This window comes from Streptococcus oralis subsp. dentisani, from assembly GCF_002860905.1.
Lineage (GTDB): Bacteria > Bacillota > Bacilli > Lactobacillales > Streptococcaceae > Streptococcus > Streptococcus oralis_BA.
In genome coordinates this window covers 1-23913 of sequence record NZ_PKIG01000007.1, presented here as the reverse complement: position 1 = coordinate 23913, position 23913 = coordinate 1, and the positions used below count along the sequence as shown (strand labels likewise).

Below are 23913 nucleotides of genomic sequence, written 5' to 3'. Positions count from 1 at the left end.
TAAAGACCCCCGTTCCATTTGACCTTGTTCTAAAGCTTTGTAAATTCCACTTTAGGGTAAAATGCTCAATCCCCTTAAAATGCTGTTATATCAACGTTATTCTATAACTTTTTATTTAGGGTGGTTACTTCCTGAAACTGTGAGAGAATAAAAGCGTAGAAATTTCTCTACATTACAATAAATAGTTAACTAAAGCAATATTTTCCGCCCAGTTAACTTTCACTCTTTAGGCGGATAGAAAGAAAATAAAATGATTTGTAAAAATGAAATTGAAAAGTATCTTCAAAAAGATAACAACCATAACCCAGTCATTATGACCAGTGTCGATGAAGCTACATTTGTCATCCAACCGACAGAAGATACTGTAGGAGAATATCCTGATAATTGGCATCAAATTGCTTTATCGCTGTCTGAAACAGTAGCAGAAAAGCTATCCCTCCCAGTTCTCTTTGGAAATTATATTCCACTAAAAACCCCACCAGCAGGTTATACAGAGGGATTTACCTTTCAGAATCTCCCCTATTACTTTGCGATTGCTTGGCATCAGACTAACTTCACTATGGGAATTATCCTAAAAATTTCTGCATCAGCTTTGTCTCACTATAAAGCCTCCTATCAAGACTATTACAGTGAAGCAATTGACGTTCACAATATAGCACAACTGCTGTACGCTGACTATTATGATTTGCGCCTTTCTCGTATTGACCTTGCTGTTGATTACTTTAATTATCCAATGGCTGTCAATGACCTTTACCAAGGATTAAAAATCAAAAAATATATTATCACCAATCATAAAGGACGTAAAAACGTTTCTAAGATTAGCGCTCAAGAAGTGAATGGTCAAGCTCAAACTATGTATATTGGTAGCAGGAAAAAGAATGTAAGTGCTCTATTGCGTATCTATAACAAGTATCAGGAACAATTAGACAATCAAGGTCGCTATATGCACTTAACTAAGTATTGCAATTCTTGGGTACGCATGGAGGCTTCCTACAAAGGTACTTATAGCAATCAAATTCTAACCTTATTGCTTGCTATTGATAGCTCTCAAGATTTGAGCAAGCTCATTGTCAACAAAATGATTGATAAATATTGTTTCCATGATGCAGAGACTGGTCAACTGTTGCCATTCACTAGTGATTTACTTAAAGGTTTTGGTATCTTCCCAGAGCTTGAATCCTTAAACTCCCGAAATAATGATTTATTAGCAACCATTTCTTATTTGTTAAAAGGTAGCGGATTTTATCCACTTCTAAAGAAAATTGAGGAAATTTGGGGTACGCAAGCCCGTAATTACTTCATCATCAGGTTAGTTCAAGAATACGAATTCAACTACATCCCAAATCCAGATGTTGGGATATGGTTAAACAAATTCGGTGGTGAACTGTCAAAACTAAATTTTAAAGATTTTCTGGAAGATGCCTTTCAAATCTTTTACCAAAAAAACAACATCACTCCTAAAGATTCCGCCAAGAAGCCTAAAAGTGATGTTGCGGATTAGCAAGAGATAAGCAGTAGCTTACCCCTACTGCTATTATCTCATATTTCAATTATATTTACCAAAGAAAGAGAGAGTAGTATGTCTAGCAATAATTTTGATTTAAAGCAAATCGAACTCATGCTTCACACTATCATTGAAATGCTAAAGAATTTGAACAGCGAAAAAAGAAGTTCATGCATCTACACACAAAAAGAGATTTTAGATCTGCTCAGTATTTCCCCTAACACATTAAAGTCATGGGAAAATAGAGGTCTTAAACGTTTAGAACCACCTATTGAGGGTACTAGAACCGTTTACTATCATATTGATACTATTTTAGAGTTTTTAAGCCACAACTAGAAGTGAACTGTGCTAGAATAGAAGTATCAAAAAAGAAAGAAAGTGAGATACTATCTATTTTAGCTTTTTTCAATTCTTCGATTGATTGAGGAGAGCAACTATGAATATAGAAAAAATCATCCATAAAGGCAAAACCGTCCTCAAGAAAGTAAAGGACAATGGCGAGATTAGTTATTCAGTAAAGAGCGTCTATCTAGGCTTAGATATAAAGACTGGAAAACCTGTAAAAACAACTGTAACAGCTAAAACCCTACGATCCTTAGATCGTAAAATTATTCAAGCTAAAATTGATTGGGAAGAAAATGGTTCAACAAGGAAAGAAACTTTTAGCATTGCTACCTTGTCAGATCTAGCTGAAATGTGGTTCTCCAACTACGAAACTTGGGTCAGCTCAGATAACACTCTAAACCGAGTGAGGAACTATCTAGACACCTATATCCTCCCCAAATTCGGACACTATCAACCAGATAAAATCACTTCTTCCGATATACAAAAATGGATTAACGAGCTTGCCCAAAAATCTAAAGAATCTGTCGATGCTGGTAATAAACGAGCTAAAAAAGGAAGCGCAAAAGATTTCGGAGCAATCGCTCATAAATTAAGAGAGATTTTTAATTTTGGAATAACACATTTTGAACTCAAATATAATCCTGTTCAATCTATCAAGATTCCGCCAAAACCAAAAAGCAATCAAAAACGCATTATGGTTCTTCATGATGAAGATTTAACTATCTGGCTAAATTTCGTCGATACTTTACCTAATACTAGGGCTAATCGGCGATTTAAAGTTATCTGCGACAGTCTACTTGCTTCAGGAATGAGAATCAATGAGCTATTAGCTTTGACTATATATGACCTTGATTTTGAAAGTTCTGAAATATTAGTCACTAAAACTCTTGTATGGAAAAATGCAAACCCTAAGTTAGGATTAAAAGGAAAGGTTGTTTGTAAAAATACTCCTAAATCTGATTCGGGCAATAGAAAAATAGCTGTTCCGTACCAAATTATTGAGCAACTTCAAAACTTCCATGATGAAATGAATCTTTATTTCAAGAAGAACGGTCTTTCAAAAAGCAAGTTGATTTTCCCAACAATTTACGGAAACTATATGTGCGATAGGAATGAACGTGCTACACTCAAAAGACGATTACAGGAAGTTGATCTACCTGACTATGGTTTTCACTTATTCCGTCATACACACGCTTCTATGATGTTAAATGCTGGTATGAATTGGAAAGAGTTACAGGTTCGCATGGGACATAAGTCTATCAAAACTACTATGGACATATATGCCGAGCTTGCCCCTAAAAATCAAACACAAGCGGTAGATATTTATCTAAATAAAATTGCGGAGCTAACCTCATAAAATTCATGGCAACCTTTTTGGCAACCTCTGACAGTTTTATCCAAATCAATAGCTTATAAACATTGATTTAATAGGGTTTATCACAACTAAAATAGATTTTAAGTATTCCTTACAGAGGTTAAATAGAGATTCACTACACGTCAGCAGGCGTGAGAATCCCTGATTTTAAGCGATTCTTGAGATTTCAAATTTCAATGTATTGCAATACAAATCAGCCGAATCTCTACATTTTTCTCTACATTTTCAGATAAATAAAAAGAGATTACGGATATAAGAGAAGAGCTACTTCACAGATGAGTAGCTCTTCTTTTTTTATTCTTTCACTTCAATTATTCATGAAAATAGTAAAATCTTTTGAATGAATAATTGAAGTCCAAAATGCAGGCATTAATCAGCCTGCATTTTCTATCTAGCATTTATAGAGTAGATATAAGCTATATAACAAGCAAAATCTCCTATTTGCTTTCTGTTATCCTCTATAGCATCAAACCATGAAACGTCCACACCTTCTTGCCCTAGATAACGACTAAGAAGCTTTAGACAATATATTACTCGCTCATGCTTTGCTGTTCTACCTTCATCTTTTTGTTGACGCTCTTCACGTTCCCAAAGCAACCACTGGCTACGAATATGAGCATAGCTTATACTAGCTTGCAAAAACTCAGACCATACTTCTAAAATTTCCTCATCGTTACCAATATTGTTTAGAATTGTCTGATGAATGTTTTGACATTCTTCAAAAGTTAGAGCATCTTTAGCACTTAAAAATGTTGAATAATTTATATTTCTCATTTAATACCTCGTGTGTGTGCTCAATAAACTTACTTAAAAACTAGAGCTATGATTTCTAATTAGTTCTTCTAAAAATTCAGGCTCTTCATCAATCATCTCTAAATAACCATACATCAGATTAGCTTGATTATCCACATTTTTCACACGATTAAAATCTATGGTAAAAGTGTCTTTATTTATATATTGTTTTATTCTATCATTACTAGCCAAACTCACCGCAGAATTCTCTGGCCAACCTTTAATAACTAAGCTTTCTGTATCATAGTAATCTATTATAAATGTTCCATAATCAGAAAAACTAGCATGCATATACTCAAGATATTCCTTTAATTTGTATCTTTCCTTTAAATAGAAATCTTTAAATTCTATCCCTATTCTATTTGCTTCTTCTTTATAAATCTCTTCTAGTTTTGTCATAAAGGAATAATAAACTAATTTCGGTACGTTTTTAAACGAAGTGGTTCGGTACATTGGAATCAAATTATATTTAGAAAATTCTTCCAATATCTCTACTGCTCGTATTATATCCGATGAATGATTCTCAACAACAACTTTACCGTCAAATAACTTATACTGGTAACCATAACCGTCTAACATATCTAATAGATTTTTAATCTTATCTTCTACTGCCATTACTTCTCCTTTTTAAAATAAACTATCCAGCATGACACTAGATAGTTCTATATAATTACTTAGTCTCTTTCCGCTTAGTAAAGAACCCTGCCAAGCCAATCATTGCTAATAATCCGTAGCCAACTGTAACAATTGAATTTGCTACCCTAGAATTTTCTCCTGTATTTGGTAGAGCATGTTGTTCTGCTATCTTGTCTGCTGATTTATCTGCCGGCTTGTCTGCTGACTTATCCGCCGGCTTATCTGCTAGCTTATCTGCTGGCTTATCTGCTGATTTATCTGCTGGCTTATCTGCTGGTTTATCCGCTGGTTTATCCGCTGGTTTATCCGCTGGTTTATCCGCTGGTTTATCCGCTGGTTTATCCGCTGGTTTATCCGCTGGCTTATCCGCTGGTTTATCCGCTGGCTTATCCGCTGGTTTATCCGCTGGCTTATCTGCTGGCTTATCTGCTGGCTTGTCCGCTGGATTATCAATGATAGCACTTGGATCCAACTCTGGTAATTCATCCTCAACTGGTGCGTCTTTTGGTGTTGCTCCGATACCGTCAGGATTTTGTTTTGTATTCAAATCACTAGGGATATCAGCAGTGATATCCAATTCTGGCAATTCATCTACGGTTGGAGCTACTTTTGGTGTTGCTGAAATGACACGGTTACCATCCGTATATACATTCAGCATCTTATCGATTGAAAAGATATCTGATTTGTATTTGTGGTCAGCTTGTGCTTGTGTCAAACGAGCTTTGGCATCCGCTAAGTCTTGCTCTGCAACTGTGATGCGTTGTTCCACGTTTGCTCTATCTGCTTCTGCCTGTGTTAAACTTGCACTCAATTGTGGTAATTGCGCGTGGACACGCATAGCATTATCACGTTTGCTTGTTGCCGCATCAATTTCACTTTGAATTGTGTTGATACGTACAGTTACATCATTTACACGTTCTGTTGCCTTATCCAACTCTTTTTGTTTTTGGATAACAGCATTTGCCTTATCTTGAGCTGTCGCTGTAAGTGTAGCTAAATCAGATTTTGCTTGATTTAGAGCTGTTGTCGCATTCGTACGTGCTGTAGCAATATCATTCAATTGCGCGTTTAAAGCATCCAACTCTTGAGTCAAATCAGCTTTCTTCGCAACTAATACGTCACGTTCGCGTTCTTGTGTCGCTTTTTGAGCTTTCAAAGCGTCCAACTCTGCTTGCATTTTTGGTCTGTCATCGATGATTTGACGTTTAACAAACACATAATGAGTGTCTGCGATAAACTTCATCTTTTTGCCGTATAATGTTGGGTTCATTGGGTCATCTTGATTAAAGTTGTTGCTATGGTTCCAATAATCCTTTTCATCTTGGCTTTGGTTTAGGGAATGGAACATTTGGTCATTTTCATCCCATTCATAGGTTGAACCTTTGTGCGCACTAGCGTTGAATGAACCGAAATAAGTTGTTTTATCTTTTCCATCGACGGTTGAAATGGCAACGCCCATTTTACCACCTGTTGGTGTCAATAAGTTTTTGCGGTGTCCGTATTTCAAACCTCGTACATTTGCATAGTCCGAGTAGTATGTCAACAACATATCATAAGCCAACGTTTCATTAGTTACGATATGGTCAAATGTCAAATATTCACTGTCGCGACCGATAATTTGGCCTGATAGCCCGCCAAGGATGTTTTCAACGTTCTGGTCTGGTTGCACCCCTTTGATATAGCCCGGTTTGTCTGTTAAACTGGTACGGTGTGACAATACGCCTGTTTTCTGCATTTCATCAGCACGTTTTTGCGCGTATGCTAGGTACTCATCGTCAACCACCATATCACCCTTCAAATTGTTATTAACACGTAGTTGATTAAGCAATTTGACAAAGGCGTCTGAAATACCTTTGTTATCTACCTTGTAACGGTATGTTGGGCGTTCTTTGTATTTACGAGTTGTCCAATCATATGGCGCTTTCTTATAGGCTGCTAAAGCTTCTGCGAAATCAACCATATCTTTAGTTGCGTCAATTTCTTTGATATCAACACCTTGGAAATTAACTGGTTCCATTTGGTTGTTACGGAAGAACCCATGGTTATACTCATAATCATTAAGATTATCATGAGCTGTGTGATTACGTTCATCAGGGTTCAAATCTGTTGAAATAACTTTAACTCTATAGTTATCGATTTCCCCTTGTTTAGCAGCAATTTTAGTGTCTGTAGCTGTGATTTGTGCACCTTTAGCGTTCAAATCATTATCAACGTTTGAAATTTTGCTAGTTGTGTTTGTGATGTTTTTACGTACATTAGCGTCTGTGATTGCGTCAAGGTCTGCTTGTTTCGTATCAACATCAGCTTTCTTAGTGTCACGGGCATTATCAGCCTCTGTTTTTGCGGTGTTAGCATTGTCTAGTGCTGTATGCGCATCACGTTCGGCATCTTTAGCGGTATTCAAATCGTTTGTTGCGTTTGTCTTGTCCGCTGTTTTGCTAGTGATAATATCGTTTTGAGCATTGATAATTTTGTTTGCGTTATTAGCAGTGTCGATGTCTTTATTGATTGAGTCAATTTTGTCATCAGCTTTTACCTTGTCAGCTTTTGCTTGGTCAACAGTACCTTGTTTTGCGTCGACATCAGCTTGCGCAGTATCAACGTTAGCTTTTGCTGTATTTACATCTTGTTCAGTAACATGAACAGGGGTCGTCTTCACCGTAGGCTTGGGTTTACCAGAATCAACCTCTTCTGCATGGGCAGTTGCATTTACAGCACCAGTCCCAACAAGAATAGTTGTCAAACCAGCACCTAACAAAATATCTTTTTTCTTCATAAGATTGTCTCCTTTTTATTTTTGAGTACATTATACTGTAATTAATTCTCATTTTGGAAGTTTCTATTGAAAACAGTAAAATTTTATTACTTATCTTGAGTTTTAAACAAAAATCTACTAAAAACAGTAGATTTTTTCAAAATTATAGAAATTTAAGTTATAATAAAATAAATCAAGACTAAGGAGACTATCATGGAACCGAAACACTATGGAGAAATCATTCAAAAAATTCGTCAAGATCGTAATATGACCCTCAAAGAAGCTGCTGGAGATGTCATTACTCCCAATAACCTCAGTCGCTTTGAAAAAGGGTTAGCCACTATCAAAGTCGATACTTTTTTTGAAATTTTGAACAGATTTAACTTAGATGGAGAAGACTATGCAGAAGTGTTACATATTAAAGGTGATGGAACTCAAAGATCAAAACAAATTCTAGATGCATTGCATCAAAATGATAGAACGAAAGCTAGGCAAATACTAGGAAAGAAAAGTGAGTGGGGAAATATCATAGATTATTACATAATAAAATTAACCATTTCAAATCCTCCAAAAGGAAATACAATAGATACATTGACTCCTGATGAAGAAGAAGCTGTTAATTACATGCTCAACTATATATTTAATATTGATACTCTTTATATTCGTGATTTTACTGTTATTGCGACTCTTTTAATGTTTAAGGCTCAATATTTTGAGTTAAAATTCCTTGAATACCTCGAAAAATTAATTCTTAAAGGATTGGAAGATTCTAAGATTGTAAATGACTATTTTTCTCGCAAATATGCTACAACTGGAATCTTATTAATTAGAACATATTCTCGCTATGGATACTACGATAAAGCAGAAAAGCTCATCTATAAGTTGAATATTATAATATCTCAAGAATTCACTTACGATTTTGCAATATATCCCCTATTTCTTTTAAAAATGTATGAAGTTTACAATCTACTTCGACAAGATAACCCTAAGGCTATTGAACGAGCTAATACTGTTATTCATTACATGGATGCCCAAAACGACCTCTTCCCACTAGCATATCTGTTTGAAACTAAGAACATGTTCATCCAAGAAGTTCAAAGACTGAATAAAACTGGTATTCCATTTCCTACAGAAGATGAGGAATAACTAACAACATCAGTCTAGAGCAAGATGTTTATAACTTCAAAGCACCAAAGTCACTTTGACTCTGGTGCTTTTTGACTTGATTTTAAAGCAAAAACCCACCAAGCTGAGTTGATGAGTTCTTAATCTATTTTCTAAATTTCCACTGGCTATAAATCCCAAAACCGATAATCCAGATAGCTGAACCGATTGCTCCTACAAATGTAGACTCTTGTAAAAAGAGGGTTACAAAGACAAAGACAAAGAAAAGCATAGTTAAGGGATTTAGGAAACGATAATGGGGCATAAGATAGCCATCTGCCATAAAGTCTGGTGACTTGCGGTATTTCAGGTGAGCCACCATGATCAAGATATAAATGGCGATATAGACACCTGACGATGATGCCGTAATCAAGGCAAAGGCATCCGAAACACCTGGCAAGACCTGACGTGGATTTTGTCAATTATTTTTCACGAATATTACTATAGATTAAAGTTGAAAAACTTTAATTTTTTCTTTTAGAAAACAAAAAAACAGCCAAGAAAAACTTAACTGTTTGCATTTTTAATATTGCATGAAAATTCATGCAACAACCCATTCTAGTTAGTTTCAGGTACCTGAAACTAACTTATCTAACGGGGCTACGCCCCGACTCCCCTTTTTCTTTATGAAAAAAAATTTTTTTCTTATCTCTTGCCCATCTCTTATCTTATTTCCCTAAAGGGAGTATAACCTAAAAATTAACACCTTGTCAAGTGTTTTTATGTTACGTTTTTGTTAATTTTTGATGACATAAACTCATTTGACCTTAACTCCCTTCGCCACGCGTGGCACTCAAAAAAAAAAAAAATATATATATATATAAGAGATGGGCGTTATGAGATAAATCAACATATAGTTGTTAAATACAACTATTACTCCTGTAGAATAAAAATTATTCTCCTCCTTAATAAGAAAGGTCAAAAATATGACATTCACAGTCAAATCATCAAGCTATTATAGCTCAGAAAATGCTGAAAAACTTCTTGGAAATGAAACAACTTATATTGTAGGACTGCAAATAGAAACACAGTATGAATATAAAGACGATAAGCGGACAGATAAAGTTATTGGTTATCAGATTTGGATTGCTACGGATACTCATAATCCTTTTAAAGTGAAGTTTCTTCCGGATAACAAACCAGATTTATCTGAATTTAACATTGGTGAGAAAATAGCATTTGATAAATTAGAAGCAATTCAGATTAAATCAAATGCGTATTTCCGTGCCACAGGCATTCACAAAGCTTAGGGGGTAGTTTATGACTATCCCTATTAAAATGCCTATGTCTGAAAATGAATTAGCTAAATTCATTACAAGTAATCTCAACAATACACTAGATATCAACGGAGAAACGAGCTTTACAAACTCTTTCTCCATTTCTTTAGAGGCAGAAGATAAGGGAATGTTTTTCATTCCCAATCTTCCTGTTTCCTATGTTTTAGATAAAAGCCTGTATTTTAAGATAGCAGATATCTGTTCTGGCATCCTTTACCCGTATAAAACGCTTATGTTACAAAGTAATGCAATTTTCATCCCATACAAGACAGGTGACCCTAATCTTGCTAGAGGTTTTTTCTTCCCTTGGGTAAATGGTATTCCAACTCGACTAACTATTCCTAATATCCAACATTTTATAAATCAAGAAGTTAGTGAGATTAGGATTCCGCTCATGTCAAACCAAGTTAGTATCAATCTAAATGATGTTGTTCATTTAGCTATCAGTGGTTCATCTGGTTCAGGAAAAAGTTATTTCCTAGAATACCTTATTAGGTGTATTCGTAAAATAACTGACGATATTGTAGCCGTAGACCCTAAACGTGCCGATATTTATTCTCTAGGTCGTGAATTAAATCTGTCTGTCCTGTCTCCGAAAAGAGGGGCTAACTTAAATAGTTTTATCACAGAAGTAAATGAAATTCTGGGGGATGCTATCAATAAGATTTACGAACGTCAAGAAATACTTTTAGAAAACCCAAAAGCTACATTAAAACGCAAATACATTATCATAGATGAGCTACTTGCTCTTGTTCAGGGTTCTTCAAAACAAGCACGAGATACGTTTGCACAACTATTAGGAACTGTGGCTCTCCTAGGTAGAGCTACTAAAGTTTCACTTATCCTAGTTTCCCAACGTTTTGATGCTACCGCATTTGGAGGAAATCTAGCAGTTAGAGAACAAATTAACTGTTCTATTATTTTGGGAGAGATAAATACTAACACCACTCAGTTTTTATTGCCAAACGCTCATATTGAAAATATTGTTGTTCCTAGCGGAATAGGGACAGGAATTGTCAAATTTAGTGATGGAAAGCATGACAGCAACATCATGCCACTCCTCACCCCATACTATAACAAGAGGTGCTTATGATAAACAAGTATAATCTATTCAAAATCTTATGTATAGGAACTGTAGTAAGCTGTTTTCCTATATTTATACTTATCTTGATTCAACAGAATCTGAACATTGAAATTAATTATCAAAATGTTATTTTTCTTTTCTATCCTTTGATAATTTTTTCAATCCTACTTTTCTCTCTTTTCCTTTATCACTGGTTTAAAAGTGATATAAAATACATGCTCAAAGGATTACGAGCAACCTACGAACTGAGAAAATTTGCCCATTTTGAGTCCGATTCTATTCTCGATACTCAAAATAAACAGATTTCTACTCAAAAATCAATCGTCAACAAGGCCAATCGTTCTTTGTTAACCTTATCGATGATTTATACAAAAGATGGGGCTATATTACGGTGGAAAGTTCCAAACAATCATGAAAGTTTCTTGAAAGTACAAGAAATATTCCCTGCTATTAAAACAAAATTACACACTATGGAACCCGACTTGTTCTTTACCAATATAGCGCCTAGTGATGGTCGTTGGTATCAAGCAACAGGCTCTTACAATCATAGTAGATTGAAATAAAATATGAACAAATAGACTATAAAATCGGTGGAAGGACTTTGTCAAAGACAAAAAGTCCTTCCACCATTTTTTTATATTACAAAACTGTGCCAATGATACTACTTACTCTAAATATCCTTAATACTAACAATACTGCGAGACTGGTCTTGGCATTGTCTCGCATTCAAACTGTGCCAATGTGCCAAAAACAAAACGAAAGGAAATTCTTGAAATGTCTTCAGAGAAAAAAACAAATAAAAAAATCCCTAAACAGCGTGCAATCATGTATACACAACAAATGCGACTAGCTATTTTATCTGATTGGAAAAAAGAAATTGATAGAATCGTTAAGTTATTAGAGCCATTACTCTGGGCAGGAATTTTACATGATAAAGATGTTAATGAAGATGGAGAAACTGTAGAACCCCATATTCATCTCATGATGTATTTCAAACATGCTCGTAGCCCACATAGCATAGCTTGGGAAATTAATGAACGAAATGGTAAACGTGAAGATGCTCAAATCGAACGATTAGAATTCTTCAAGCATCCTAATAATGGTTTTAGTTATCTTGTTCACCAAACTAAAGATGCTCAAAATAAATATCAGTACCCTATTTCGGAAGTAATAAGTAACTTTGATTTTGCTAAAAAATTAGAAAATATTCGAAAACAAGTAGAGCGAAACCAAAGTAAAAAAGAAGGGGAACTAATACGAGAATATCTAGATATGCTTTATGACGGTTTATTAACTCTAGAAGAGATTGAATCTGAGCTAACGGGAAGTCAATATGCGAAAGCAAGTACGCGACTTAAAGCTGTTGCTGAAAAAAGGCAAGAAAGATTAGGGAGAGAATTCCTGAATCGTATGAAGTATGAACAAAAGACAAAGCAAGTAGTCTATATCTATGGTGAGTCTGGACTTGGTAAGACAAGACTGGCTAAGACTTATGCAGAAAATAAAAATACTTCTTATTTTGTAACAGGCTCAAGTCGCGACCCTTTTCAGAGTTATCAAAACCAGGAAACTATCATTATTGACGAACTGCGACCAGATAGCTTTCGATATGATGACCTTTTGAAAATTCTAGACCCTTATAATTTCGATGTTTTCTTACCTTCTAGATATATAGATAAGGCATTAACCGCTGAACTAATATTCATAACTAGCCCTTACTCACCAAAGGAGTTGTATGATAATTTTCAAACCAGTAAACGAATTGACCGTTTCGACCAGCTAGAACGACGAATCCAAACAGCCATACTAGTTGAAAAGGATAATATCTTTTATACACACTATAACTATGAGAGTCGGGAATACGAAAAAGATGACAGCAACTTTTTCACGAACCCCTTTGAGTCTCAGTCAATACATCGTGCTAATAGCTTCTTCACACAGTTTGAAACAACTATTCAAAGAAAGGAACAACAATAATGAACTCAGAACTATTTGAAATTAAAAACCTACTACTAAATCTCTTACAAATCCTACAACAGGAAACCCACATCTTCAATTATTGTGGTCTATATACCCAAAAAGACCTATTGAATCTCCTTCAAATTTCTCCGAATACATTAAAATCTTGGGAAGAAAAAGGACTAAAACGACTGGAACCACCTATAGAAGGAACCAGAACTGTTTACTATAAACTTGAAAATGTTCTCCAATTCTTAGAGAAATAACATGAATTATGCTAAAATAGAACTGTCTGTTATGTATAGAAAATGTTCTATTTTAGCCTTTTTATTTTATATCCGTATAATGAAAGGGCATTATGACATCTGAAACTATAACTTACAATAACAAAAAAGTTATTAAAAAAACAAATTCAAACGGAGAGGTTAGTTATATTTTACGAGGCCTTTACTTAGGTATCGATGAAAAAACAGGCAAACAAGTAACAACGTCTATAACAGCTAAAACACTACGGCAACTTGACCGTAAAATCCTAACGGCTAGAGTTAATTTTGAAAAAGCAGGTGGAACGAGGAAAGAAGATAAACGATTATCCACTTTTTCTGAACTTGCAGAAGAATGGTTCAATAATTATCAAGTTTGGGTTACTTCTCATAATACAATCAATAGAGTGAAGGGATACGTATATAATTACATCATCCCTGCATTCGGGGATTACATTCCTGAAAAAATCACATCTGCCGACATTCAAAGATGGGTTAACAATCTCGCCCAAAAAGCTAGAACATCGATTGAATCAGGGAAAAAACGTGCTGAAAAAGGTAGTGCAAAAGACTTTGGAGCAGTCACTCACAAACTTAGTGATATTTTCGATTTTGGCATCACACATTTTGGATTAACTAAAAACCCAGTGAAAACTATCAAAATCCCTCCAAAGCCTAAATTAGCTTCTCGTAGAACTATGGTCTTACATGATGAAGAATTAAAAACATGGTTAGCATTCTTAAAAACTCTGCCTAATAACAGAGCTAATCGACGATTTATTACCATCTGCAATTCCTTACTCGCTTCTGCATTGCGAATCAATGAACTTCTAGCATTAGAAATAAATGACTTGGATTTCACAAACAATGAAATTATTGTAAATAAAACATTGATGTGGAAAAGTGCCAATAAGAAACTTGGTACTAAAGGATGTATGATTTGTAAACCAACCGCAAAAACCGATTCTGGTAATCGTCAGGTTCCCGTTCCAAACTCTACTCTCACTGACCTTAGGGATTTCTACACAGAAATGAATAACTATTTCAAAAAACAAGGTCTACCTCAATCCAAGTTAATCTTTCCAACGATTTATGGAAATTATATGTGCGATAGAAACGAACGTGCTACTTTAAAAAAACGACTAACTTCTCTTGGCTTACCTGATTACGGTTTCCATATTTTCAGACATACTCATGCTTCAATGATGTTAAATGCTGGGGCAAACTGGAAAGAACTACAAGTTCGTATGGGACATAAATCTATCAACACAACTATGGATACATACGCCGAGTTAGCACCGAAGAAGAAATTAGAGGCAGTAGATATTTATTTAGATAAAATAGCTGAACTATCTACTTAATCGTCTCTACATTTGTCTCTACATTTTTTCTTCAATAAATTACAAAGCCTTTAAAATAAAGGTTTTGAGGGGTTATATAGAACTCTGTCTACTCCTTACAGAGGTTAAGTAAGCATTCAATACGAATCAATACAGAAGAAAAACGCTTGATCAGCGTTTTTTCTTTTTGTTAATTATCTTATATTTCAATTCAAATTCTACTCGTCCTACAATCTTTTTTGTAAAACTGATTTGAATCAGGTAATTTTAGCACTTTACTGCACACTCTAGTTAACCGATGTCGTATTTTTTTCACTATATTAGATATTGCGTGTAAAATAGTTTTTTCATCATCTAACCTGTAGAATGGAGTCTAGTAATTTCAATGTAATAAACTCAAACCACAAACTTCAGTGTTCTAGAATTGTTGAATAAGCTCGGAGGAAATATCAAAACAAAAGCTTGAAATATCGAAAGGGTTGTGTTAGAATGAACTTACAATGTGAGTAAAGTTACAGCATATGTAACTAAAAAAGCCCCACCGTGCCACCGATGGGGTTTTTTGCTACCCTCTAAAAGGGTTAACCATTACTTCTTACGTTTCTTAAGCCATAACTTGAAAAGCTCAGATAACACGTTAATAAGTAACGGAGCTAGAAACACTGTGAGTAAAGTTTCTAACATATGTAACACCTCCCTTCCTTAAAGTGAGGGGGCCAAAATATTATATCATCAATATCACGTAATTCCCAAACAAAAACGCCTTCCTAAGGCGCTATTTTTTCTTGAACAAACGGATGTAGTCCTGTTTACTATGAATAATATCTGATACAAAGACAGCTTTTCTATCCTCTAAAATATGATAGAAGGCTAGGTAATCGCCTAAAATGATGCATCTGGTTTTGTGGGGTGGGTATATAATAACTCCTATTCTTTCATCAGCATCAAATCCTGCTTCCGGGAAAACTTCAAGACGTTCCAATCCGTAAAGAATATTCTTAACTGTGTTTGCTCCTGCCTGTTCTGAAAAGTAGTTAGCTGAGATATAATCTTTAATACCTCTTAGCTGTTCTTGTACCGTTTCAGAGATAATAAGGCTATATGAGTTCTCGTTAAATTCCAAGGTTAGCCCTCACTTCATCAAGGCTGTAAGTCCTTCCATGTTCTAAATCGTCAAAACTACGGGCAATTTCAGCACGTAACCCTGATAGAAGTTCTTCTCTTTCTTTGTCTACTTGAGTTTCAAATGGCAAGGCTTTATTTTCTACAATGTGTTCTAAAAACAAGTTAAAACTAGCTGTCATATCAAGATTTTGCGCTGTGATAATAGCTTTAGCCTTCTCTAACAAGTCTCTGTTAGTCTTAAAGTTTACCTGTGTATTTTTTTCTAAAACATTCATAGTAGTACCTCCTTTTAGACTATTATATCACTTTAAACTATACAGGTCTAGTCGTGTATAGATACTTATAGCTGTATGCTTAAAAGCTATTGTAAAAACAAAAAAAGCACTAAGGGAAAGCGCCCCAAAGTGCTCAATATCAAGGCTCTAAAGCCTATCTGATTCAATAAAATATTACAACATTTTGTTGTAGAATTCAACGACAAGTGCTTCGTTGATTTCTGGGTTGATTTCATCGCGTTCTGGTAAACGAGTCAATGAACCTTCCAATTTTTCAGCATCGAATGATACGAATGCTGGACGTCCAAGAGTAGCTTCTACTGCTTCAAGGATAGCTGGGACTTTCAATGATTTTTCACGAACTGAGATCACTTGACCTGGAGTTACGCGGTATGATGGGATATCAACGCGTTTTCCGTCAACAAGGATGTGACCGTGATTTACGAATTGACGAGCTTGACGACGAGTAGTCGCAAGACCAAGACGGTAAACAACGTTATCCAAACGACGTTCCAAAAGAAGCATGAAGTTGAAACCTAGGATTCCGCCTTTGATTTTTGTAGCTTGTACGAACAAGTTACGGAATTGTTTTTCACCTACACCGTAAGTGAAACGAAGTTTTTGTTTTTCAGCCAATTGCAAACCGTATTCTGACAATTTTGAACGGTTGTTTGGTCCGTGTTGTCCTGGTACGTAGTTACGACGTGCCAATTCTTTACCTGTACCTGTAAGTGAAAGGCCAAGGCGACGAGCTTGTTTCCAAGATGGTCCTGTATAACGTGACATGTAAATGTCCTCCTGATATAAATAATATTTCGGTGGAAATAGTCACTTAGAAAGCCCTGATTCGTGCAGATGCCCTTCGCCTAAACAGCCAAGGTTACTTGTCATAAGACACCTGTTGACGAGCTTCATGCTTTCCTGCTGATATTTCACACAAAATCCATTCTACCATGAATAGCTGGATTTGTAAAGGGGTTTTAAGCTTTATTTTCATTGCCAGAGAGATTGAGAACAAGGGTAAAGGTGCTTCCTAGACCGTACTGACTAGTAACTGTGATTTCCCCACCCAATTGATGGGCCAATTCACGCGCAATCGCAAGACCCAAGCCATGACCACCTGTTTTCATGTTACGAGAAGTTTCTACACGATAAAGGCGTTTGAAAATATTCTCCAAATCCTCTGGGGCAATCCCCTGTCCCTCATCGGTCACACTGATTGAAAGCTGGTTATTTTCCAGCTTAGCCACCACTTCCAGCTTGGTTCCTGGAGCTGAGTATTTAAAAGCGTTATTGACCAGATTCACCAAGATACGAGAAAGTTTGGCATAATCTCCCTCAATCCGGGCAGACTCTGGGATTACCTGTAAATGAACATCTCGCTCTTCCTGCTCAATCAAGAACTGAAATTCACTCATGCACTCAATCAAGAGCTGGTCCAGAAAAATGCTGTCCTTGCTGGCAGTTTCCACCTGATTTCTAGCTGTGTTTAGGGTCAAAAAATTTAATTCCTCAACTAGTTTATTGAGTCTTTCCGTCTGGCGTCCAATGGTTGCTAGATAATGGTCCTGTTCTCCTTCCTTGATAACTCCATCCAAAATCCCTTCTACCGTCGCTTGGATTGAAGTGATGGGGGTCTTGATATCATGCGAAAGTTGAGCAATCATCAAGCCCTTTTCTCGTTCGCTTTCTTCCAAGGAATCAAAGGTGGCCTGCAAATCATGGGACATTTCATTGAAAGCTTGGCCTAATTGCTGAAATTCTACAGGTCCTTGAACCTCCAGATTTGAAGGAAAATCCTTATCCGCTACCCGCTTGGCATGTTCCTTAAGTTTGCCCAATGAAGTAAAGACCGGCGATAGGAGAAAGAGACTAATCCCAGCACCGACAAGGCTGGCAACGATGGTCATTCCAAGCAGAAAGTAAATCTCGCTTTTCTCAATCAGCATTTTTTGAACAGCCCAAAAAACCACGATAATCGTTAGGAGTGTTGAAATGACATACCCCACTAAAATATAACTTTTTAATTTCATTGACTACCTCGTGCTTTCTCAATTTTGTAGCCCAAGCCCCAGACGGTTTTGATGGTCGGTGTTTCTGCACTAGCATGTTTAGCCAACTCCTGTCGAAGAGCATGAATATGAACATTCAAGGTATTGGTGTCATCCACATAGTCTTCCTGCCAGACCTTTTCATAGAGGTCTGTCTTAGAGAAAACCCGCTCTGGATTGCTGGCTAGAAGCCATAGAAGTTCGAAGGATTTGACTGTCAAATCAAGCGCCACATCTCCGACTTGGACCTCATGGCTACCGTGATTCATCCGTAAATCCCCGAGACTGACGACTTCTGTCTCACCTCCACGATGAAGGCGACGCAAGATATTGTGGACACGCAAAACCAGCTCACGAGGGCTAAAGGGCTTGGCAATAAAGTCATCTGCCCCTAAGCTCAGGCCATAAATCTTGTCCTGCTCGCTGGTCTTAGCCGTGATAAATAGAAAAGGCTGATCTGGAGATTGATACTGAACCTCACTAATCAAATCATAACCATCCATCCGAGGCATCATGATATCTGTAATAATCAAATCAATTGGTTTTCGCTTGAAGATTTCTAAGGCCTCTGCTCCATCATGGGCCACCAAAACATTATATCCTGCCTGAACCAGATAACGTTGATGAATATCTGTGATTTCTACCTCGTCGTCAACGAGTAAAATTGTCTTTCCCATCTGTCTCTCCTTTGAAAAAAACAGTGCTATACCACAATAGTATAACACTATTTTAATCTCTTTACGAACATTCTAAACGATATCTGAATTTTTCAAATCCTAGATAGAAAGTCTGTAGCTAGACTAGTCATTTTCCTCTTTTTTAGCTTTCAAACCGAGACCACCTAGCAGTCCAGCCAAGGCGAGTCCAAAGAATCCAAGAGTAGCCATTGAGGTTTGAGCTTCACCAGTATATGGAAGCATGTCTTTTTGGTCTTTCATTTTATCAGCCATCATTGGATTTGATGCCTTGTTATTAGCTGCCATCTTGCCTTCATCAGACATTTTGCTTGAGACTGCTGGAGCTTGATCTTGTTTCATGCTTGGAGTTGCCATTTGTTGGCTAGCATTCATGGTTTTGTCCTGTTCTTTGTTAGGCATCATCTTATCCTGGCTAGCAGCTGGCATTTTAGATTTCATCTCATCTTGATTGGCACTTGGCATTTGAGCGTTCATCTTAGACGCATCTTGATGACTATTCATCATTGGAGCCGGCATAGCTGAACCATTAGAAGATGGGACAAAGCCTGATTGCATCGGAGTAAGAGACTGATGTCCATGCAAGTTCACTGTCAAATCCTTAGTCGCTACGAGGTTGCTCAAATCAGCCTTGCCGTCTTTTACGCCGTACACCTTGATAGTAGCTTTATAACTTTGAGTACCGTTTTGTTTCAAGAGGTCAAGTAAATCTTTGTCTGATTTACCTTGAGTTCCTGCCAAATCTACTTCATAGAAGTAGAGGCCTTTGCCCAATTTTTCTACTGGTGGAAGGGCAGGATTTTTAGCTGAGCCGTTGTCTGACCATGGAGCCTTGTCTGAGGCTTTCAAGATAAGGCGAGTCAACATACCATCACCGGCGAAGAATTCATATGGAATGACTTGGTTGACACCGGCTGTGAATGGGCCAGGGAAATTGGCTTTGTCCAAGTAAGTAGCTGGGACGTCTACTGTGTCTTTAGTATTGTCAGCCACACCCTTTTGCACTTCAGCTGGAGTAGTTAATCCATTCAAATTGACATCCAAATTCTTAGTCGCTACGAGATTGCTCAAATCAGCCTTGCCATCTTTGGCACCGTACACCTTGATAGTTGCCTTGTAACTTTGAGTGCCGTTTTGTTTCAAAAGGTCTAGAAGCTCTTTATCTGATTTACCTTGAGTTCCTGCCAAATCTACTTCGTAGAAGTAGAGACCTTTGCCCAATTTCTCTACTGGTGGAAGAGCAGGATTTTTATCTGATCCGTTGTCTGACCATGGAGCCTTGTCTGAAGCCTTCAAGATAAGGCGAGTCAACATACCGTCACCAGCGAAGAATTCGTATGGAATGACTTGGTTAACACCGGCTGTAAATGGACCTGGGAAGTTAGCCTTGTCCAAGTATGTAGCTGGAACATCAACTGTATCTTTGGTATTGTCAGCCACACCTTTTTGCACTTCAGCTGGAGTGGTCAAGCCATTCAAGTTTACTGTCAAATCCTTAGTCGCTACTAGATTGCTCAAATCAGCCTTGCCGTCTTTTACGCCGTACACCTTGATAGTAGCTTTATAACTTTGAGTACCGTTTTGTTTCAAGAGGTCAAGTAAATCTTTGTCTGATTTACCTTGAGTTCCTGCCAAATCTACTTCATAGAAGTAGAGGCCTTTGCCCAATTTTTCTACTGGTGGAAGGGCAGGATTTTTAGCTGAGCCGTTGTCTGACCATGGAGCCTTGTCTGAGGCTTTCAAGATAAGGCGAGTCAACATACCATCACCGGCGAAGAATTCATACGGAATGACTTGGTTGACACCGGCTGTGAATGGGCCTGGGAAGTTGGCTTTGTCCAAGTAAGTGGCTGGGACGTCTACTGTGTCTTTAGTATTGTCAGCCACACCCTTTTGCACTTCAGCTAGGGGGGTCAAGCCATTCAAGTTGACATTCAAATCTTTAGTCGCTACGAGATTAGTCAAATCAGCCTTGCCGTCTTTCGCACCGTAAACTTTGATGGTAGCTTTATAACTTTGAGTGCCATTTTGTTTCAAGAGGTCAAGAAGCTCTTTATCTGATTTACCTTGGGTGCCGGCCAAGTCCACTTCGTAGAAGTAGAGACCTTTGCCCAATTTTTCTACTGGTGGAAGAGCAGGATTTTTAGCTGAGCCGTTGTCTGACCATGGGGCCTTGTCAGAAGCTTTCAAGATAAGACGAGTCAACATACCGTCACCAGCGAAAAATTCGTATGGAATAACTTGATTGACACCAGCTGTGAATGGGCCTGGGAAGTTGGCTTTATCTAGGTAAGTAGCTGGAACATCTACTGTGTCTTTAGTGTTGTCGGCCACACCTTTTTGGACTTCAGCTGGAGTGGTTGCTGGTTGAGCTTCACTTGCTTCACGGTCTTGTCCAGAAACTGTAGGCGCAGGATTTGTCACAGGTTTAAGCGCATCTTCTGTTTCTTTCTTAGATTCTGGTTTTGCTTGCACTTCTTCTTTTGGCGCTACCACTTGGTCTTTAGCACCCGTAGCTGCTTTTTCTGGAGAGCTTGTAGCATCCAAGCTTGCTTTAGGTGTTGAGTCTACCTGTTCTGAAGGAAGAGCTGTATCGACTGCTTCTTTGAGAAGTTCTACTGGTAAGTCACTCTTTTCACTCACCGAGGCAACGTCTGGTACAACTTGAGCAGGGGTCGGATTGACCACATCGGCACGTACAGAACTTGGTTGACCAACTAGGACAAAGAAGCCACTGGCTACAACAACTGAGGCAACACCGACACTGAGACGGCGAATAGACCAACGAGTATATCTTTGATTTGGATTGAATTTCATAGGATTCTCCTTAGAGTTTTTCTTTATTTGATGACTCTAGTATAAACTCCTAAAATTAAAAAGGACTAAGAAAAAGTTAAAATTTTTCTTAAATCCCTCTTATAAAATACTTATATTAATTAAATCCATAAACAGACTTGGTGATTTGATAAACGACATTGGAAAGTTTGCGGGCTGGCAAGACTGAATGTTTGGTCAAACGGCTCAACATAGTCTTACGGATAGCCTGAAAAACCTCTGGATTTTCCTGCTGAATATAGGTCCACAGCTCCCGTTTTTTGGCAAGATGCTCTGCTGTGCCTGCTCGGTTGAGCAAGGCACTAGAAATCACCGTCGTAATCTCAATATGATTCAGCAGATATTCTCGCATTTTTGGATGACTCACTTGGGACAAATCAAGCTGGTCTACCAAGAGTCGATTGACCTTGAGTTGCTGGTCAATGCGCTTAATCATCACTTGCTCATTGACAGACTGGTCCTCACGCCCAATCAAATAACGATAGAAATCGACAGGCAGATAGTACATGGTCTTGACCTGCTGAAGGGGGGTAAAGACAAAGAGATTATCGACATAAAAAGTATGCTCAGGCAGTTGGAACTGACTCGCTCGCAACAAATCTGTCCGGTAAATCAGCGAGTGCATCATGATATACTGACCTTTTGAGAAATTTCCGACCTGATCCCAGCCAAAAATCTGCTGGACAGGCAAGACTGACTCGTAACTCATACTCTTCTTACGAGACTGACCTTCCTTTTCATAGACAAAATTGGTCACAAAGGCATCAACTTCCTGCCCCTCACTCTCTAGTTCCTGCAAGGTTTCAAGAATTTTTAAGTAGGCACGAGGATCCACCCAGTCATCACTATCAACTACTTTAAAATAGCGTCCAGAAGCCTCCGCCAAGCCACGATTGACCGCACCCCCATGGCCTTTATTTTCCTGATAAATGGCTCTCACGATGTTAGGATACTTTCTGGCTAAACGCTCAGCGATTTCCTGAGTCTGGTCTTGCGACCCGTCATTGATAATCAAAATCTCAACTTGCTCACCACCAATCACTAGCGACTCCACGCAGTAATGAAGATAGGCTGCGGCATTATAGCTAGGAATGGCGATAGACAATAACTTCATGATCTACTCCTTTAGGGGACTGATTTTTTCTTATACTCAATGAAAATCAAAGAGCAAACTAGCCGCAGGCTGCTAAAAACACAGTTTTGAGGTTGTAGATAAGACTGACACAGTCAGTTACCTATACCTACGGCAAAGCGACGTTGACGTGGTTTGAAGAGATTTTCGAAGAGTATTACTCTCTCTTGTCACTTCTTTCTATTCTACCATAAAGTCCAGATTTTGAAGGACTTTTACTGGAATACAAGGGTTTCTGACTCTATTTGGTAATTTCTCAAAGTAACTTCCACTTGCCTGACCAAAGTGGAAATTAGTCTAAAACGGATTTTTATGGTGGAATTAAGTATGAGACGTTTGAGTTAGAAATGAGGTCCACTATGACAAAACATAAACACCTTACCCTTTCAGACCGTAATGATATCCAACTAGGCTTAGAGCGCGGTGAAACCTTCAAAGCTATTGGACAATCCATTCTAAAAGACCCGACCACTGTTTCCAAAGAAGTCAAACGAAACAGACAAGTCCGAGAGTCTACATGCGATAAGCTTCCTTGCCCTCTACTCAACAAAGCTCCCTTTGTCTGTAATGGATGCCCTAAAAGAAGACAGAATTGTGGCTATAAAAAGATCTTCTACCTCGCTAAACAAGCTCAAAAACAATACGAACAAACTCTTGTCGAAGCTCGTGAAGGAACTCCCCTCAATTCCAAGACCTTCTGGGACATGGACAAAGTCATTTCTGATGGGGTTAAAAAGGGACAACACATCTATCATATCCTCAAAACTCATAACCTTGATGTCAGCTCCTCAATCGTCTATCGGCACATCCGAAAAGGATACCTATCTATCGCTCCTATTGACCTAGCCAGAGCCGTTAAATTCAAAGAAAGACGGAAAAGTAAACTACCTTCCATCCCTAAAGAAGCTAAAAAAGGACGTTCCTATGAAGATTTCCTAAATTATTTAGCACTGAATCAACTAGACTCTTGGCTGGAAATGGATACGGTTATGGGCAGAATGGGAGGTAAAGTCCTACTCACCTTCAATTTATCTTTCTGTAACTTTATCTTCGCTAGGCTTCTGGATAATAAAACTGCCCTTGAGGTTACCAAACACCTCTATGACATCAAGAACACTCTTCACCAAGCTGACAAAGATTTCTTCCAACTCTTCCCTGTCATTCTTACCGATAATGGTGGAGAGTTTGCCAGGGTCGATGATATCGAAATGGATGTGCGAGGAGAGTGTAAACTCTTCTTTTGTGACCCTAATCGCTCTGACCAGAAAGGGAGAATTGAGAAAAATCACACACTGATTCGCGACAT

General features: G+C 37.7%; 21 protein-coding genes and 1 pseudogene. 11 read left to right on the top strand and 11 right to left on the bottom strand.

What is annotated here, in order from left to right; genetic code table 11:
- Positions 1–250: 250 nt before the first annotated feature.
- The 3 genes from CYK16_RS09040 (at position 251) to CYK16_RS09030 (ending at position 3206) form a co-directional block, all read left to right on the top strand.
- The gene (locus tag CYK16_RS09040) at positions 251–1501 is read left to right on the top strand and encodes a replication initiation factor domain-containing protein (RefSeq protein WP_101776916.1); all 1251 of its coding nucleotides are present in this window, start codon (positions 251–253) and stop codon (positions 1499–1501) included.
- 78 nt (positions 1502–1579) lie between these two features.
- Positions 1580–1840 carry a MerR family transcriptional regulator gene (locus CYK16_RS09035; RefSeq protein WP_101776915.1) on the top strand — a complete coding sequence of 87 codons (261 nt, stop codon included), beginning with the start codon at positions 1580–1582 and terminating at the stop codon, positions 1838–1840.
- A 100-nt stretch (positions 1841–1940) separates the two neighbouring features.
- A complete protein-coding gene (locus CYK16_RS09030) occupies positions 1941–3206 on the top strand; it encodes a tyrosine-type recombinase/integrase (RefSeq protein WP_101776914.1) in 1266 nt (421 codons plus the stop codon).
- Positions 3207–3611: 405 nt separating this feature from the next.
- Here CYK16_RS09030 and CYK16_RS09025 read toward each other — a convergent pair whose 3' ends face one another.
- Genes CYK16_RS09025 through CYK16_RS09015 form a run of 3 tightly spaced genes read right to left on the bottom strand, consistent with a single transcriptional unit; the run spans position 3612 to position 7428 of the window.
- Positions 3612–3998 carry a hypothetical protein gene (locus CYK16_RS09025; protein ID WP_042900130.1) on the bottom strand — a complete coding sequence of 129 codons (387 nt, stop codon included), beginning with the start codon at positions 3996–3998 and terminating at the stop codon, positions 3612–3614.
- Positions 3999–4031: 33 nt separating this feature from the next.
- Complete coding sequence (locus CYK16_RS09020) at positions 4032–4631, bottom strand: hypothetical protein (protein WP_042900129.1); 600 nt, start codon at positions 4629–4631, stop codon at positions 4032–4034.
- Positions 4632–4686: 55 nt separating this feature from the next.
- Positions 4687–7428, bottom strand: a complete 2742-nt coding sequence (locus CYK16_RS09015) for a CAP domain-containing protein (protein WP_101776913.1) — start codon at positions 7426–7428, stop codon at positions 4687–4689.
- 192 nt (positions 7429–7620) lie between these two features.
- Here CYK16_RS09015 and CYK16_RS09010 point away from each other — a divergent pair, with 192 nt between their 5' ends.
- A complete protein-coding gene (locus CYK16_RS09010) occupies positions 7621–8553 on the top strand; it encodes a helix-turn-helix domain-containing protein (RefSeq protein WP_101776912.1) in 933 nt (310 codons plus the stop codon).
- Between the two features lie 124 nt (positions 8554–8677).
- On the opposite strand, the pseudogene CYK16_RS09005 reads toward CYK16_RS09010, so the two are convergent.
- Positions 8678–8974, bottom strand: a pseudogene (locus CYK16_RS09005) (amino acid permease); the annotation flags it as partial.
- Between the two features lie 523 nt (positions 8975–9497).
- Between CYK16_RS09005 and CYK16_RS09000 the strand changes: the two are divergent.
- The 6 genes from CYK16_RS09000 (at position 9498) to CYK16_RS08975 (ending at position 14515) form a co-directional block, all read left to right on the top strand.
- Positions 9498–9821, top strand: coding sequence for a hypothetical protein (locus tag CYK16_RS09000; RefSeq protein ID WP_000144757.1), 324 nt, complete (start codon positions 9498–9500; stop codon positions 9819–9821).
- A 10-nt stretch (positions 9822–9831) separates the two neighbouring features.
- Positions 9832–10941 (top strand): helicase HerA domain-containing protein, encoded by a 1110-nt coding sequence (locus CYK16_RS08995; protein WP_050492322.1) that lies wholly within the window; start codon positions 9832–9834, stop codon positions 10939–10941.
- A gap of 206 nt (positions 10942–11147) precedes the next feature.
- Positions 11148–11495 carry a hypothetical protein gene (locus CYK16_RS10655; RefSeq protein WP_125420743.1) on the top strand — a complete coding sequence of 116 codons (348 nt, stop codon included), beginning with the start codon at positions 11148–11150 and terminating at the stop codon, positions 11493–11495.
- 211 nt (positions 11496–11706) lie between these two features.
- Positions 11707–12909 (top strand): Rep family protein, encoded by a 1203-nt coding sequence (locus CYK16_RS08985; protein WP_101776911.1) that lies wholly within the window; start codon positions 11707–11709, stop codon positions 12907–12909.
- A complete protein-coding gene (locus CYK16_RS08980) occupies positions 12909–13157 on the top strand; it encodes a MerR family transcriptional regulator (RefSeq protein ID WP_001083626.1) in 249 nt (82 codons plus the stop codon). The genes CYK16_RS08985 and CYK16_RS08980 overlap by 1 nt, the downstream gene beginning before the upstream one ends.
- 92 nt (positions 13158–13249) lie before the next feature.
- Positions 13250–14515, top strand: a complete 1266-nt coding sequence (locus tag CYK16_RS08975; RefSeq protein ID WP_060806234.1) for a tyrosine-type recombinase/integrase — start codon at positions 13250–13252, stop codon at positions 14513–14515.
- A gap of 754 nt (positions 14516–15269) precedes the next feature.
- Here CYK16_RS08975 and CYK16_RS08970 read toward each other — a convergent pair.
- The 7 genes from CYK16_RS08970 to CYK16_RS08940 all read right to left on the bottom strand — a co-directional run bounded on the left by CYK16_RS08970 (position 15270) and on the right by CYK16_RS08940 (position 22589).
- Positions 15270–15617 (bottom strand): type II toxin-antitoxin system RelE/ParE family toxin, encoded by a 348-nt coding sequence (locus CYK16_RS08970; protein WP_060806235.1) that lies wholly within the window; start codon positions 15615–15617, stop codon positions 15270–15272.
- A complete protein-coding gene (gene relB / locus CYK16_RS08965; protein WP_001101478.1) occupies positions 15607–15894 on the bottom strand; it encodes a type II toxin-antitoxin system RelB/ParD family antitoxin in 288 nt (95 codons plus the stop codon). The genes CYK16_RS08970 and relB overlap by 11 nt, the downstream gene beginning before the upstream one ends.
- 174 nt (positions 15895–16068) lie before the next feature.
- On the bottom strand, positions 16069–16680 hold the full coding sequence (gene rpsD, locus CYK16_RS08960; RefSeq protein WP_000092756.1) for a 30S ribosomal protein S4: 612 nt from the start codon (positions 16678–16680) through the stop codon (positions 16069–16071).
- Positions 16681–16874: 194 nt separating this feature from the next.
- Positions 16875–17927: a HAMP domain-containing sensor histidine kinase gene (locus tag CYK16_RS08955; protein WP_060806236.1), complete on the bottom strand. Its 1053-nt coding sequence runs from the start codon at positions 17925–17927 to the stop codon at positions 16875–16877.
- Positions 17924–18622 (bottom strand): response regulator transcription factor, encoded by a 699-nt coding sequence (locus tag CYK16_RS08950; protein ID WP_000520645.1) that lies wholly within the window; start codon positions 18620–18622, stop codon positions 17924–17926. Before CYK16_RS08950 ends, CYK16_RS08955 begins: the two co-directional genes overlap by 4 nt.
- Before the next feature lie 123 nt (positions 18623–18745).
- Positions 18746–21457, bottom strand: coding sequence for an SSURE domain-containing protein (locus CYK16_RS08945; RefSeq protein ID WP_101776910.1), 2712 nt, complete (start codon positions 21455–21457; stop codon positions 18746–18748).
- 115 nt (positions 21458–21572) lie between these two features.
- A complete protein-coding gene (locus CYK16_RS08940) occupies positions 21573–22589 on the bottom strand; it encodes a glycosyltransferase family 2 protein (RefSeq protein WP_060805895.1) in 1017 nt (338 codons plus the stop codon).
- 377 nt (positions 22590–22966) lie between these two features.
- Between CYK16_RS08940 and CYK16_RS08930 the strand changes: the two genes are divergently transcribed.
- The coding region (locus CYK16_RS08930; RefSeq protein WP_101776909.1) for a helix-turn-helix domain-containing protein at positions 22967–23913 on the top strand (947 nt) is incomplete at its 3' end.